At 68.4% G+C, this 12,950-nt stretch carries 18 protein-coding genes and 1 riboswitch; of the genes, 11 read left to right on the top strand and 7 right to left on the bottom strand.

Annotated features, from left to right (window positions below):
- Window positions 1–3: 3 nt before the first annotated feature.
- Both AS031_RS07360 and AS031_RS07355 read right to left on the bottom strand, forming a co-directional pair.
- Window positions 4–852 carry a C40 family peptidase gene (locus AS031_RS07360; protein ID WP_058267465.1) on the bottom strand — a complete coding sequence of 283 codons (849 nt, stop codon included), beginning with the start codon at window positions 850–852 and terminating at the stop codon, window positions 4–6.
- Between the two features lie 3 nt (window positions 853–855).
- A riboswitch (cyclic di-AMP (ydaO/yuaA leader) is annotated at window positions 856–1,028 on the bottom strand.
- Window positions 1,029–1,211: 183 nt separating this feature from the next.
- Window positions 1,212–2,186, bottom strand: a complete 975-nt coding sequence (locus tag AS031_RS07355; protein ID WP_228379582.1) for a hypothetical protein — start codon at window positions 2,184–2,186, stop codon at window positions 1,212–1,214.
- A gap of 106 nt (window positions 2,187–2,292) precedes the next feature.
- Between AS031_RS07355 and AS031_RS07350 the strand changes: the two genes are divergently transcribed.
- From AS031_RS07350 to AS031_RS07340, 3 genes are read left to right on the top strand one after another with little or no spacing between them, the layout of a single operon-like run.
- Window positions 2,293–2,652 (top strand): TraR/DksA family transcriptional regulator, encoded by a 360-nt coding sequence (locus AS031_RS07350; protein WP_058267463.1) that lies wholly within the window; start codon window positions 2,293–2,295, stop codon window positions 2,650–2,652.
- Window positions 2,649–3,236 (top strand): DNA alkylation repair protein, encoded by a 588-nt coding sequence (locus AS031_RS07345; RefSeq protein WP_058267462.1) that lies wholly within the window; start codon window positions 2,649–2,651, stop codon window positions 3,234–3,236. The genes AS031_RS07350 and AS031_RS07345 overlap by 4 nt, the downstream gene beginning before the upstream one ends.
- A 2-nt stretch (window positions 3,237–3,238) precedes the next feature.
- Window positions 3,239–3,682: a DUF1810 domain-containing protein gene (locus AS031_RS07340; RefSeq protein WP_058267461.1), complete on the top strand. Its 444-nt coding sequence runs from the start codon at window positions 3,239–3,241 to the stop codon at window positions 3,680–3,682.
- Between the two features lie 3 nt (window positions 3,683–3,685).
- Here AS031_RS07340 and AS031_RS07335 read toward each other — a convergent pair whose 3' ends face one another.
- Together AS031_RS07335 and AS031_RS07330 are read right to left on the bottom strand one after the other, a co-directional pair.
- Entirely contained in the window at window positions 3,686–4,579 is an 894-nt protein-coding gene (locus tag AS031_RS07335; RefSeq protein ID WP_058267460.1) for a glucose 1-dehydrogenase, read from the bottom strand.
- Window positions 4,580–4,673: 94 nt separating this feature from the next.
- On the bottom strand, window positions 4,674–5,177 hold the full coding sequence (locus AS031_RS07330) for a metallophosphoesterase family protein (RefSeq protein ID WP_141688774.1): 504 nt from the start codon (window positions 5,175–5,177) through the stop codon (window positions 4,674–4,676).
- A gap of 73 nt (window positions 5,178–5,250) precedes the next feature.
- Between AS031_RS07330 and AS031_RS07325 the strand changes: the two genes are divergently transcribed.
- Window positions 5,251–5,442: a DUF1918 domain-containing protein gene (locus tag AS031_RS07325; protein ID WP_058267459.1), complete on the top strand. Its 192-nt coding sequence runs from the start codon at window positions 5,251–5,253 to the stop codon at window positions 5,440–5,442.
- Window positions 5,443–5,547: 105 nt separating this feature from the next.
- On the top strand, window positions 5,548–6,045 hold the full coding sequence (locus AS031_RS07320) for an NUDIX domain-containing protein (protein WP_058267458.1): 498 nt from the start codon (window positions 5,548–5,550) through the stop codon (window positions 6,043–6,045).
- On the opposite strand, the gene AS031_RS07315 is transcribed toward AS031_RS07320, so the two are convergent.
- Window positions 6,042–6,719 carry an endonuclease/exonuclease/phosphatase family protein gene (locus AS031_RS07315; RefSeq protein WP_058267457.1) on the bottom strand — a complete coding sequence of 226 codons (678 nt, stop codon included), beginning with the start codon at window positions 6,717–6,719 and terminating at the stop codon, window positions 6,042–6,044. The two genes, AS031_RS07320 and AS031_RS07315, sit on opposite strands and share 4 nt — an antisense overlap.
- Before the next feature lie 161 nt (window positions 6,720–6,880).
- Here AS031_RS07315 and AS031_RS07310 point away from each other — a divergent pair, with 161 nt between their 5' ends.
- The 4 genes from AS031_RS07310 to AS031_RS07295 all read left to right on the top strand — a co-directional run bounded on the left by AS031_RS07310 (window position 6,881) and on the right by AS031_RS07295 (window position 10,949).
- Complete coding sequence (locus AS031_RS07310; protein WP_058267456.1) at window positions 6,881–7,684, top strand: thioesterase family protein; 804 nt, start codon at window positions 6,881–6,883, stop codon at window positions 7,682–7,684.
- A gap of 87 nt (window positions 7,685–7,771) precedes the next feature.
- Window positions 7,772–8,314, top strand: coding sequence for a PadR family transcriptional regulator (locus AS031_RS07305; protein ID WP_058267455.1), 543 nt, complete (start codon window positions 7,772–7,774; stop codon window positions 8,312–8,314).
- Window positions 8,311–10,032, top strand: coding sequence for an ABC1 kinase family protein (locus tag AS031_RS07300; protein ID WP_371325975.1), 1,722 nt, complete (start codon window positions 8,311–8,313; stop codon window positions 10,030–10,032). The genes AS031_RS07305 and AS031_RS07300 overlap by 4 nt, the downstream gene beginning before the upstream one ends.
- 146 nt (window positions 10,033–10,178) lie before the next feature.
- A complete protein-coding gene (locus AS031_RS07295; RefSeq protein WP_228379581.1) occupies window positions 10,179–10,949 on the top strand; it encodes a lipoate--protein ligase family protein in 771 nt (256 codons plus the stop codon).
- Window positions 10,950–11,007: 58 nt separating this feature from the next.
- Here the strand turns inward: AS031_RS07295 and AS031_RS07290 are convergent, their stop codons facing one another.
- A complete protein-coding gene (locus tag AS031_RS07290; RefSeq protein ID WP_058267452.1) occupies window positions 11,008–11,265 on the bottom strand; it encodes a mycoredoxin in 258 nt (85 codons plus the stop codon).
- Between the two features lie 131 nt (window positions 11,266–11,396).
- Here AS031_RS07290 and AS031_RS07285 point away from each other — a divergent pair, with 131 nt between their 5' ends.
- Window positions 11,397–12,158 carry an SOS response-associated peptidase gene (locus tag AS031_RS07285; RefSeq protein ID WP_074446930.1) on the top strand — a complete coding sequence of 254 codons (762 nt, stop codon included), beginning with the start codon at window positions 11,397–11,399 and terminating at the stop codon, window positions 12,156–12,158.
- Window positions 12,159–12,183: 25 nt separating this feature from the next.
- Here AS031_RS07285 and AS031_RS07280 read toward each other — a convergent pair whose 3' ends face one another.
- On the bottom strand, window positions 12,184–12,606 hold the full coding sequence (locus AS031_RS07280) for a VOC family protein (RefSeq protein ID WP_058267450.1): 423 nt from the start codon (window positions 12,604–12,606) through the stop codon (window positions 12,184–12,186).
- A 19-nt stretch (window positions 12,607–12,625) separates the two neighbouring features.
- Between AS031_RS07280 and AS031_RS07275 the strand changes: the two genes are divergently transcribed.
- Window positions 12,626–12,946 (top strand): chorismate mutase, encoded by a 321-nt coding sequence (locus AS031_RS07275; protein WP_058267449.1) that lies wholly within the window; start codon window positions 12,626–12,628, stop codon window positions 12,944–12,946.
- Window positions 12,947–12,950: the final 4 nt, after the last annotated feature.

Here is a 12,950-nt window from a genome sequence, read left to right as displayed (position 1 = left end):
AGGCTAGGCCACGCGCACGTACGACGCGGCACCCACCCAGCTGACGGAGTGGACCTCGGTCTGGCTGCCGTTGACACCGCCGCTGACCATCTGGCCGTCACCGGCGTAGACGCCGACGTGGCCGGCGGAGATCACCAGGTCACCGGGGGCGGGGGAGCCCACCACGGTGCCGTACTGGTAGAACTGGGCCGGGGCGAGGTCGCCAACGGACTTGCCCACGGCGCGCAGTGCCTTTTCAACCATGGCGGTGCAGTCCTGGGTGACACCCACCTGGCCGTAGGCGTTCGCCAGGATGGCGGCGCCGGTCCCGGTGCCGGTGGCCGCCGGGGTGGCGGAGGCGTAGGCCAGGTTCATGCCGGTGTTCGCCGGAGCGGCGGCGCTGGCGGCCTGCACCGGAGCGGGGGCAGGCGCGGCGGCCGGAGCGGCCGGTGCTGCGTAACCGGCACCCGGGATGGAGATCTGGTCGCCAGGGTAGATGATCGCGGAGATATCCAGGCCGTTGGCGGCCAGCAGGTCGTTCAGGGTCACGCCGTAGGCGGAAGCGATCGCACCCAAGGTGTCGCCTGAGACCACGGTGTGGACGGTGGCTGTGGCTGCCGCGGGTGCGGCAGCGGCCGGGGCTGCCGGCGCGGAGTAGGCCTGGACGTTAGTGGTTTCGGTGGTGTCCGGGCCGGTCACGCCTGCATGCGCCGGGGCTCCGACGCCGAAGGCAATGCCGGATGCTGCGGCTACCGCCAGCGCCGGGCGACCGAGGGTCCGGGCCTGGGCCTTGGCTGTCACGGCCAAGCCCTGGAGCGCGATGGAGCCAGCCGGAGTCGCGCGGTGACGGGCGGTGGTGAAATTTTTTGACACAGTTGATCGCCTCTCCCATGCCTGCGGGGTGAGCTGTCGGGTTCGGGCTGGAGATGCCCGGCCGGTAGCGCGCGTCGTCAGGGACGGAAGGCGCTATCGACTTAACCCCAAGGCTTCATCGAAGCCGTGGAAACTTGGTTCCCCCGTCCCTGCCAGTTGGAAAGCGATTGAATCCCGTTTCAGCGGCAGGGCTCGGCAAGCTGAGGGGAATGTCCCGCTTGGGAGGGACACGTGTACGACCATAACCCGCGCCCCGCCCAATTGTCACATTTGGATAACATGCGAGGCGGCCCTCTCGATTAAGCAAGAGCATGGACTATCCGCCGTTTCCCTGATCTGGGCGGGAGGACGCGGTTGTCTTAGGGCTGGCGGCAAGCGGACGTAACAAAGTCATAAAGCTCCGCGCGAAGTTGTGCGTCTGCGGAGACCTTGAGGACGCCGCTGTGTGCGCCGGCGGTGACGGTGAGCGGCAGCAGCGTGCCCACTTTGTCCTCCGCCACGGCGTGAGGATCACAGCGTGCCGGCCGCACCGTCAAGGGCAGGGTGACGGCAGGCCCGCCGGCGTGAACGGTGACGTCGCGCGGCCAGGGTTTTGCCGGATCCTCCGCCAACAGGGGAGTGCCGCCCACGCTGTGTACGGTCAGCAGCGGCCTGCCCGGCCGGTCCGCGGCCATGCCCTGCGCCGGAGTCAGCACCAGGCGGACGACGGCGGTGCGTCCGTCCGCGGAGGGCTCAAGTCCCTGCTCCAGAACGATGTCCGCTGCCGCCGCAACATCTACGGCCAGGCAGAGTTCGGCACTGGTACGCGGCAACACGGAGAACGGGTCGGTGGCAGGAATTTCCCGTCCGGCAGGCTGCTGCCCTTCCACCGAAAAGGATATAAGGGCGTCCGGCGCGGGTGCCTTGGCGGGCGTTGCGGCGCAGTCCGGGCCGGGCAACAGCGCGGGGATGCTCTTGGGTTGGTGGGGCGGCAGGTCCAGCACGCCGTCCCTCGGTACTCCGACGATGCCGCCCGCGTACAGGACCGAACGTACAGTGACCCTGTCCACTGCCATGGAGCCGTCCGTGAGGTTGGTGACCACCAGGAGGATGGCCCGCTGGCCGTACTGGTCCCGGGACTGGTTTACTTCGACCGAGGCCGGAGCGGGCGGGCTGGGTGGCGGGCCGGGGAGACCGTCCGCCGGCGGCGAGCAGGCAGCCAAGCCAATCAGGGCAGCAACCGGCAACCAGGGCCGCAGCCGGCGGGAAGCCCGGATTCCACCGGGGGCGGTGTCACCGCCGGCCGGGGTGCTGCAGCGTTGCGCACCCTGTGACAAGCTACCGCCCCTGGCCATGGGCACAGTCTAGGCCTTGCCGGGGAGCCGGGGCGGTCCCGAACAGCCCGGCCTGGCGCCACGGCGGGGACAACAACCGGCACTGATACCGGGCTAGGCTTTCCTCATGGCTGACTACGAGCGGTTCAGGCAGATGCTGGAAGAAGAACGGCAACGCAAACTCGCGCTGCTGCCGGCATTGCGGGCAGACATCGCCGCTGCGAACTCAGCCCGGCAGGGCGCCAACGTGGACGACGAGCACGACCCCGAGGGCGCCACCATAGCCTTCGAACTGTCCCAGGCGTCGGCCCTGCTTAACCAGAGTTCGGCCGGCCTGCGCGATGTGGAAGCCGCATTGGACCGGATCGCTGCCGGAACCTACGGCACCTGCGCTGTTTGCGGGGAACCCATCGCTGAGGGCCGGCTCGAGGCCAGGCCGTGGACGCCCTACTGCATCACCCATGCCGCCGCCGGACGCCGCGCATGACGTCCGGTCCCGGAACCCTCGCCGCGGCCGTGGAATTCATTGACAGGACGCTGCAGAACGAAGGGTCCTGGTATCGGGCGGACGACGTCGGCAGCCGGCTGGGCGGTGCCCTCGCCTCCTACGGTTCCTCCGTCGGGGCGGTGCGCGGCACCGTCCGCGACGCCCTCCGCAAGTTCAAGGACCTCGACCACGATGCCGTCGTGATGCTGGCCTCGGCGCTGTGGGGCCGGCCAGGACCCGGATCGCAGCCCGTCTACGAGCGCCGGCTGGCCGCCGTGGTGCTCCTGCAGTCGCGTTCCGGAATGCTGCGCCACTCGGACCTGACCAGGATCGAAGGGTTCCTGCGCTCTGCGCAGACCCCGGAACTTTCCGGCCCGCTCATCGCCGACGTGCTCCAGCCGCTCATGGCGCGCCTGGACAGCCGCAACCGGCAGCGTGCCGGAACCGTCCTGGCGCGCTGGGCAGCCGACCCCGACCGGCACCTGCGCGAAGCCGCCGCCCGGCTCGCCGGAGCCGCCGGGCCTGAGGCCGCTGGAACTAACCCGCAGGAAGCACGGGGCGCCGCCCCTTCGAAAGGAGAATGACCATGGCAGATCCCTATAACCTGGAACGCTTCATCACCGCCCAGGAGGCCGGCGGCACCTACGGGCAGGCGCTGGCTGAACTCCAGCTGGGACGGAAGTCCAGCCACTGGATGTGGTTCGTGTTCCCCCAGGTCGCAGGGCTGGGTCACAGCGCCGCGGCCCGGACCTACGCGCTCGGCTCGCTGGCCGAAGCCAGGGCCTACCTGGAGCACGACGTCCTCGGACCGCGCCTGCTCGAATGCGCCCAGGCTTTGGTCCAGCACGCCGGGCGCAGCGCCGAAGACATCCTGGGCGGCATCGACGCCCGCAAGCTGCGGTCGTCCATGACGCTCTTCCTCCGCGCCGCGCCCGGCGAAACGGTCTTCAAAACCGTCCTCGCCCAATTCTTTGACGGGCAGCCGGATGAAGCCACGGATGCCCTGCTGGCCGAACAGGACCAGGACTAGGAGCTACGGTGTGGGGCTTCCGCCGTTGACGTTCAGCGTCTCGCCCACCACGTAGCTTGACTCGGCTGAGGCAAGGAACACGTAGGCAGGTGCCAGCTCGGCGGGCTGGCCTGCGCGTCCCAGGGGAGTGGACTGGCCGAATTCGGGCAGCTCCTCCTTGGGCTGGCCGCTGCTCACCTGCAGCGGTGTCCAGATCGGACCCGGCGCCACCGCATTGACCCTGATGCCCCGGGGCGCGAGCTGCTGTGCCAGGCCTTTTGTGAAGTTGTTGATGCTCGCCTTCGTGGTGGCGTAATCCACCAGGGTCGGGGAGGGGTTGTAGGCCTGGATGGACGTCGTGTTGATGATGGCCGAGCCGGCCGGCATGTGCGGCAACGCCGCCTTCGTCAGCCAGAACATCGCGTAGACGTTCGTCTTGAGCGTGTGGTCGAACTGCTCGTCGGTGATGTCCGCGATATCCTTCTGCGCCACCTGCTTGCCGGCATTGTTGACCAGGATGTCGATGCCGCCCAGCACAGCCACAGCGGTGTCCACCACCTCACGGCAGGAGGCAGGGTCCTTGAGGTCGCCCGGCACCTTGACTGCCTTGCGCCCGGCGGCCTCGATGATTCCGGCAATGCGCGCCGCATCCTCTTCTTCCTCCGGCAAGTAGGACAGCACGACGTCTGCCCCCTCCCGGGCAAACGCGATGGCTGTTGCCGCTCCAATGCCTGAGTCCGCGCCGGTGACAACCGCCCTGCGGCCATCCAGCCGGCCAGTGCCGCGGTAGGTGTCCTCGCCGAGATCGGCCTTGGGGGTCAGGGCGGCATCCAGGCCAGGCTCGGGCTGGTGCTGTTCCGGCGGAGAGATGTGTTCGTAGGCGGTCACCGGGTTGCGGAAGGTGTACTGGTCAGTCATGGGTTCCTCCTGCTGATGGGCTCGACGCAATGCTAAGCATGCTTACATTTACAGCCTATGCAAGAGCGCGTGAACTGCCAACCCGGCGGTGTTGTCAGCGGTGCACTTCCACCAGCTGGACACCGCGCACTGTTCCGTTGTCCACGGTCAAAGTCATGAACGTGCAGGCGGGCTGACGCCGCCGGTCGGTGGGGGAGCCGGGGTTCAGCAACCGCAGGCCGCCTGGCGTCGTGGTGTCCCACGGGATGTGACTGTGCCCGAAGACCAGGACGTCCGCGTCAGGGAACAGTGCCTCGCAGCGCTGTTCGCGGCCCTTCGCCGGACCGGTTTCGTGGATCATGGCAAACCGGACACCGTCCAGCGCCACGGCGGCCGACTCGGGAAGCCGGGCGCGCAGGGCCGGCCCGTCATTGTTGCCATAAACCCCTACCAGCTGCTGCGGGCGCTGCTCGAAGGCGTCCAGCAGCGCTTCGTCCACCCAGTCTCCCGCGTGGAACACCACATCGGCGCGTTCGACGGCGGCCCACACCTGCCCGGGCAAGGCCCGGGCGCGCCGGGGAACATGGGTATCGGCGAGCAGGAGGATGTTCAGGGGCATGGGAGAAATACTGCCATGGGGACCTGTTGGGGCCCCGGGCGGAGTCGTAATCTGGGGCTGGGAGGTGAGTGCCATGGAGGCAGCGCAGGGCGACCGCATCATTGTGCACGGAAGGACTGTGGGGGCCACGGACCGGCATGGGGTGATCCTGGAAGTGCGCGGTGAAGGCGGGGCTCCACCGTACGTGGTCCGTTTCGACGATGGCCACGAAACGGTCATGTATCCCGGCGGCGATTTCGCCGTCGACCGCGGCAACGCCGGCTGACGGGGCGGCGGGCCCCCGGCACCACCGTCCCGGGCTGCCGGGGCGGCACGGGACCGGACGCGTCGCGTGCCGGACCTTCCCGGGCCGACCTGTCAGACTGGAGTGATGGACCACGCATCCGTCGCCTCATCATCCACCCCGCCCGTCCGCACGGGGCCGCGCAATCCCGGGGATGCCTGGGTTGAGGGGGACCGCGGGCGCTTTTGGGGCAGATTTGGGGCCGCCGGCGTGCTCGCCTGGGATCCCGCCAGGGGTGTGCTGCTCCAGCACCGTGCCGTCTGGAGCCACAACGGCGGAACCTGGGGGCTTCCCGGAGGCGCGCTTCATGAGGGGGAGGACGCCGTGACCGGGGCGCTTCGTGAAGCCCACGAGGAAGCTGCCGTTCCCCAGGACAGCGTCGAGGTACTGTTTACGTCCGTCCTGGACCTTGGATACTGGTCCTACACCACCGTGGCCGTCCGGGTCCTGGAACCCTTTGAGCCGGTCATCAGCGACCCCGAAAGCATCGAACTGCTGTGGGTTCCCGTGGCCGAGGTGGACGGCATGGAACTGCATCCGGGATTCGCGGCCGCCTGGCCGGCCCTCCGGGAACGGCTGGCCTAGTAGTCCCGGCCGTATTCGGCGTGGACCAGGATGGGGAGATGGTCCGACTTCCCCCGCGGCAAGGTTTCCACGCTGGCGATGTCCAGGCCCAGTGACGTGGCAAAGTCGAAATGGCCCTTGAAGACCTTGTAGCGGGTGTAGGTCCGCCGGTTGCTCAGGGACAGGGCATAGCCGGACTTCTTCATGTGCAGGTGCAGGTTCTTGGTGAAGAACGGGTAGTTGAAATCGCCCACCATCAGTGTCATCAGTCCCTGGCCCATGCTGAGCAGCTCGGCATGGGCGGCGTGGATCTGCTTGCGCCGCAGCGAATTGGACGCGGTGAGCGGGGCGGCGTGGAAGGAACCGATCACCAGCTCATGCTGGGTTTCGTTGTCCATCACGCGGGTTCCGATGAGCCGCTCGTGCGCAGGCGCCAGCACCCGGTCATGCATCGATTTCTGCAGGGCGAAGGACTGGGTGTCCAGGGCCGTGAACCGGCTGGTCCGGTAGTAAATGGCCAGCCCCAGGCGGTTCCCCTTGGTGGCGTCGGCAAGGTGCAGCGGGCCCAGGGTTTCGGGCAGGTCCGCCGCATCCACCTCCTGGAGGCACAGCGCGTCGATGTCATGGTTGCGGGCCAGGGCGAGCAGTTCGCCGCTCGCCCTGTGCTTGCGGAGGTTGTAGCTGATGACGCGCATGGAACACCTCTTCCGAGGGTTGCTGACAGGACCAGTTCCTGAGTGTAGTCCGCGCCAGGGCCGCCCGCTCAAACATTTCGCAGCGACCCGCTGGCGGCTTGCCGCCCCGGCGTGGGGATAGGGTTAATGACGATTCACTGGAATTCACCGAAAGGCCACCGTTGACTGACGAGCTTCCCGAACTGGGCCAAGGCAACGCCTACTACGAGGTGCTGGGCGGCGGGCGTTTTCGCTCCACCATCCACGCCCAGGGCGCCTGGAACGCGCATGAACAGCACATGGCTCCCGCGTCGGGGCTGCTGGCCGACGTTTTGGAGCGGCACCAGCCGCGGACCGGCATGCGGATGGCCAGGCTGAGCTATGAAATCCTCGGGCTGATTCCCGGCGGCGACTTCCACATCGAAACCACCATCCTGCGCCCGGGCAGGACCATCGAACTCCTGCAGGCCGTGCTGGTGGCCAACGGACGGACCGCCATCCGGGCCACGGCCTGGAGGATGGCCACGAGTGACACCTCGGCGGTGGCGGCCATCGAGGATGCACCCATCCCCGGGCCTGACGACTGCAAGCCCTATGACGGGGCGGCCGTCTGGCCCGGCGGGTTCATCCGCTCCCTGGAAATGCGGGTGGCCGAGGGGCACCGGCCGGGCGCCGGGAAGGTATGGCTCCGTACCGCGCATCCGCTGACCGACCAGGAGGACAGCGGCGACCTTGCCCGGCTGATGGGGCTGGTGGACACCGCCAACGGCATTGCGGCGAGAGTTCCCCCGGGCCCGAACAGCTACGCCTTCCCCAACCTTGACCTGCAGATCCACATGTACCGCCGGCCTGCAGGGGAATGGCTGGGCCTGGACAACGCCGTGTCGTTCGGCAGGGACGGCATCGGCCTGACCTCGACGGTCCTGCATGACCTGCAGGGCCCGTTCGGCAGGGCCGAGCAAATCCTGACCCTGCGCCAAACCTGAGTCCCGGTCCATGGTTACGGGCAGCTGCCGGCTGTATCGTTGACTATGTCGTTGTGTATCGTTCGCGATTCCGAGGAGACGGTCATCATGCGTGGCAGCTACCCGAACCATGGCTTTGGCAGCAACAACATGGAAGGCCTCTGGCAGGCCATCGAGGACTTCCGGTCCCGCTTCGAAAAACAGGAAGGCACCCGGGCCGGCAAGGGCGAGGTCCGGGCCGCCGTCTTGGCCCTGCTCGCCGAGCGGCCCATGCACGGGTACCAGATCATCCGGGAAATCGAAGAACGCAGCGGCGGCAGCTGGAAGCCCAGCGCCGGTTCGGTGTATCCCACCCTGCAGCTGCTCGCCGACGAAGGCGTGATTAGGGCCGAGGAAGCGAACGGCCGGAAAATCTACTCATTGACCCAGGCCGGCCGCGAGGAGGCTGACGGCAACGCCGCGTCGAATCCGTGGGGCACTGCCGGGCAACAGCCCGGCACAGGGTCGGGCTCCCTTCCCAAGGCGGGGGTCGAACTGGCCCAGGCCGCCGCCCAGGTGGGGCGGACCGGCACGCCCGAGCAGGTGAAGCAGGCAGTGGCCGTGCTTGACGAGGCCCGCCGCCGGATGTACGGCATCCTCGCCCAGGACTGACCCGCGTGCCAGCTGACCGCCGGGCCGGTGCGCATCCGGCTGCCGGTGACCGGCACACCCGGGCCCGCTACCGGCGCATCCTGCGCTTCGCGGCCGCAAACCTTGCCGTCACCTGGTGGTACGAGCTGTTCCTCCCGCGGATCGGGCTGGCCCGGCTGGCAGGACGGACACGCTCCGCCAGGATGACAGCCTTCGCGCGGAGGTTCCACGCCCTTGCCCTGGAACTGGGCGGGCTGATGATCAAAGTGGGCCAGTTCCTCTCCTCCCGGCTGGACGTGCTGCCCCCGGAAATCACCGAGGAACTCCAAGGCCTCCAGGACGAGGTGCCGCCCGTCGCGTTTCCGGCCGTACGGGAGCTGGCCGAATCGGATCTGGGCTTTCCCCTGGAGACGGTCTTCGCCTCGTTCCAGCAGGCACCCGTGGCTGCCGCTTCGCTGGGGCAGGCCCACCGGGCACGGCTGCTTCCCGCCGATGCCGATGTAGCCGGCTTGAAGGACGTGGTGGTCAAGGTCCAGCGTCCGGGCATCGAGGCGATTGTCGCCGTCGACATCGCCGCGCTGCGCAAAGTCGGCGGATGGCTCAGCCACTTCCGGCTCGTGTCCGACAGGGCGGACATGCCGGCCCTGGTCGAGGAATTCGCCCAGACCAGCCGGGAGGAAATCGACTACCTGCACGAGGCCGCCGCCGCCGAACGGTTCGCGGAGGACTTTGCCCGCGATCCCCGGGTCCAGGCGCCCCGGCCCGTATGGGAGCGGTGCACCCGCCGGGTGCTGACCCTTGAGGACGTCACGGCCATCAAGATCACCGATGCTGCAGCCCTGCGCGCCGCCGGCATCGACCCCGCGGACGTGGCGCCGGTGTTCGCCTCGGTCATGTTCGACCAACTGTTCACCAACGGCTACTTCCACGCTGACCCGCACCCCGGCAACATCTTCGTCACGCCGGCCACGTCCGTCGCCGGCGGCCACCCCTGGAAGCTGACATTCATCGACTTCGGCATGATGGGCGAGGTCACGGCGTCCACCCGCGCGGGCCTGCGCCGGCTGCTGATTGCTGCCGCGGCCCGCGACGGCAAGGGGCTGGTTGCCGCCATCCGCGAGCTGGGAGTGCTGGTTCCGGCGGCGGACACCGTGGAACTGGAACGCGCCATGACCCAGCTCTTCGCAAGGTTCGGGGGCATGGGGTTTGCCGAACTCCGGGAGGTGGATCCACGTGAGTTCCGCGACTTTGCGGAGGAATTCGGCGAGGTGGTCCGGTCCCTGCCCTTCCAGCTGCCGGAAAACTTCCTGCTGATCATCCGGGCCATGTCGCTGACCTCAGGCGTCTGCAGCTCGCTGGACCCGCGCTTCAACCTGTGGGATTCGGTGGAACCGTACGCGGCCCGCCTGCTCCGGGAAGAAGGCGGAAACGCGGTCCAGGACGTCGTCCGGCGGCTCACCGACGCCGCCGGCCTGGTGCTGCGGCTGCCAGGCCAGGTGGACGGCCTGCTGGCCGCCATCGGCGACGGCAACCTGGCCGTTGCCAATCCCCGGCTGGAGCGCCAGGCGGCCCGGCTCGACCGCGCGGCCCGGCGTACGGCGTCGGCGGTGGTGTTCGCGGCCCTCCTGGTGGCGGGGGCGCTGGTCCGCTCCAGCGATGCCGTGGTCGGCACGGTGCTGATGGCCGCCTCGGCGGCACCCCTGCTCCATGCGTTGTGGGCGGGGCGCCGCGGACACTAGCCGGCGGGCGCCGCGCCGGTGCGGAGGACCGCCGACGACGGCGTACCCTAGGGTGGGCGCGACGGGCGCCGGCGGCGGGAAACGGGTAAGTCCGCAGTCAATCGGTGCGGCGCCGCCCTGCCGGAGCGAGAACGGGGAACTGATCAATGAGCGCGATGACACCGGGCGCGGCCGCCCGGCAGGACCCGGTGGACGGCACGCTGGCCGTTGTCCGGCAGGAGCAGTCCCTTGGCGCAGCCAGGGACCTTGAGTTCGGGCTCGAGCTGCTGGCCCGGGCACGGAGCGGAAGCATCGGACCCACCCTGCGCTTGTACAGGCCGGCGCCGACCGTGGCGTTCGGGCAGCGGGACACCAGGCTGCCCGGCTTCCAGGCAGCGGAGCTGGCATGCCGCGCCAACGGTTTCGAGCCGCTGGTCCGCCGTGCCGGCGGACGCGCGGCCGCCTACCACGAGGGCACGCTGATCGTGGACCATGTGGAACCGGACGCGGACGCGATCGCGGGCTCGAAAACCCGGTTCGGCCATTTTGGGGAACTGTTCGCTGACGCACTACGGCGGGTGGGTGTCCACGCGGCAGTAGGCGAGATCCCGGGGGAGTACTGCCCCGGGGAGTACAGCGTCCACGGCACCCCGGAGACGGCGGGGCCGCGGATCAAACTGGTGGGCACCGCCCAGCGCGTGGTGGCCGGCGCGTGGCTGTTCAGCTCCGTCATCGTAGTGGAGGATTCCGCGCCGATCCGCAAAGTCCTCACCGACTGCTACGCCGCGCTGGAACTGGACTGGGATCCCGCCACGGCCGGGGCGGCCGACGACCTGGTTCCGGGCCTTACCGTGGACGCAGTGACGGAAGCCCTGCTGGACACGTACTCCGGCCATGCCGTCCTCGTCCCGGCGCCTTTCAGCAGCCTGGAAGCCTGACCCGGCGGGATGACGGCCCAGTGCCTGCGGCGGTTCTGCGCCGCAGGCACCACAGCTCCTAGGCTGCCAGCCGGGTCCTGACCTCGGCGGCGGACGGGTTCGTCGCGGACGTGCCGTCCGGGAAGAGGACCGTGGGGACAGTGCGGTTGCCCCCGTTGATCTGCTCCACCAGCTCAGCGGTACCGTCCACTTCCTCGATGTTGATCTCCGTGTAGCCGATGCCCTGCGCATCCAGCTGCTTCTTCAGCCTGTTGCAGTAGCCGCACCAGGTGGTGGAAAACATGGTGATGGTGCCTGACTCGGGGGTGAAATCCACAGGGGTCTCCTCTGTTGGGGGTGAAGGGTTCGTTCCGCACAACGGTAACGCGGCTGCCCGTATTCCCTGCTGCCGGGCGCCGCCGGGGCCGCCTGCATGACACTGTGTGGCGCCGGTGGCATGCTGGAGCCATGTGTGGACGTTACGTGATGGCACGGGCTGTGGGGGACCTCCTGGCGGAATTCGACGCCGAGCTGGAGGAAGAGGTGAGCGTTCCGCCGTCGTGGAATGTTGCGCCCACTGACGCCGTGCCCATTGTCCTTGAACGGCTGGTGGACGACGGCCCGGAGGCCCGGCAGGTCCGCCAGCTCCACGTGGCCCGGTGGGGCCTGGTTCCGTCCTGGGCCAAGGATCCCGGCATCGGATCGAGGATGATCAACGCCCGCAGCGAATCGGTGCTGGAGAAGCCGGCGTTCCGCAAGGCCGTGAAGTCCCGGCGTTGCGCGGTTCCGGCGGACGGCTACTACGAATGGAAGCAAGGTCCCGGCAAGTCCAAGCAGCCCTACTACGTCCACCCCGGCGAAGGCCGCGGTTTGGCGTTCGCCGGGCTGTACGAGTGGTGGCGCGACCCTTCCGTCCCCGCCGGGGAGCCGGGCCAATGGCTGCTCTCCACGTCCATCCTGACGACGGACACCCCTCCGCCGGGATCCGAATCGACCGTGTTCGGGAAGCTGACGGAACTGCACGACCGTGTTCCGCTGCCCATGGACCGGGAGACCATGCAGGCGTGGCTGGATCCGCAGGCGGACGACGCCGCGGCCCTCGTGGACCTGGTGCGGTCAGGCGTCAAGGATGTGGCGGCAGACTGGCATGTCGATTCGGTGGGCAAGGATGTGGGGAATGTCCGCAATAACGGACCGGACCTCATCAGGCCCGTGGAGGCCCTGTTCTAGCAGCCGCGGGAAAGGCGCCGCGGGATCAGACGGTGACCGCGCCGTCGTCGGCCACAGCCCAGGTGGGGTTGTAGGCGACTTCCCAGCGGAAGCCGTCAGGATCGGCGAAGTATCCCGTGTAGCCGCCCCAGGGCTGCGTGACAGGTTCGCCGGTGATGGTGGCTCCGGCTGCTGCTGCCTCGGCCAGCACCCTGTCCACGTCATCGGTGCCGCCGACGTTATGGCTCAGCGTGATGCACGGAACGGTCCCGGGGGCGTCCACCCCGGCCTCGGCCTGCATCTGTCCGGCATCCCACAGCGAGAGGATCAGCCCGTGGTTGGCCTGGATGAAGACCACTTCGCCGGGGACCTCGCGGTGCACCGGCCAGCCCAGGCCGTCGACATAAAAGGCGCGTGACGCCTCAACACTGCGGACACCTAGCGAGATGAAGTCGACTCTGGGTTGCATGCTTCGATACTGTCAGAAGATGGCAACAATTCAAGGAAATGACCGGGATGCCCAGGCCGACAAGGAACAGCTCGCCGCGGTCCGCGTTGCCGTCGACGAGGTGGACGAGCAGATTGTCACCCTGATTGCGCGCCGTGAACGCCTGATCAAAATCGCCGGAACCCTGAAGGGCGACGACGCTGAAGTACGCGCCCCCGACCGGGTGGAGAAGATCATCGAGCATGTCCGGTCCGCAGCCGTGGCCAAGGACATTGACCCGGACATCGTCGAGTCGACCTACCGGGCCATGATTTCCGGGTTCATCGAACTGGAAATGCGCGTCCACAAAGACAACAGCTGAGCGG

The sequence above is a fragment of the Pseudarthrobacter enclensis genome, assembly GCF_001457025.1.
Lineage (GTDB): Bacteria > Actinomycetota > Actinomycetes > Actinomycetales > Micrococcaceae > Arthrobacter > Arthrobacter enclensis.
The sequence above is the reverse complement of the archived record's forward strand: the minus strand, read 5'-3'. Positions and strand labels throughout refer to the sequence as shown.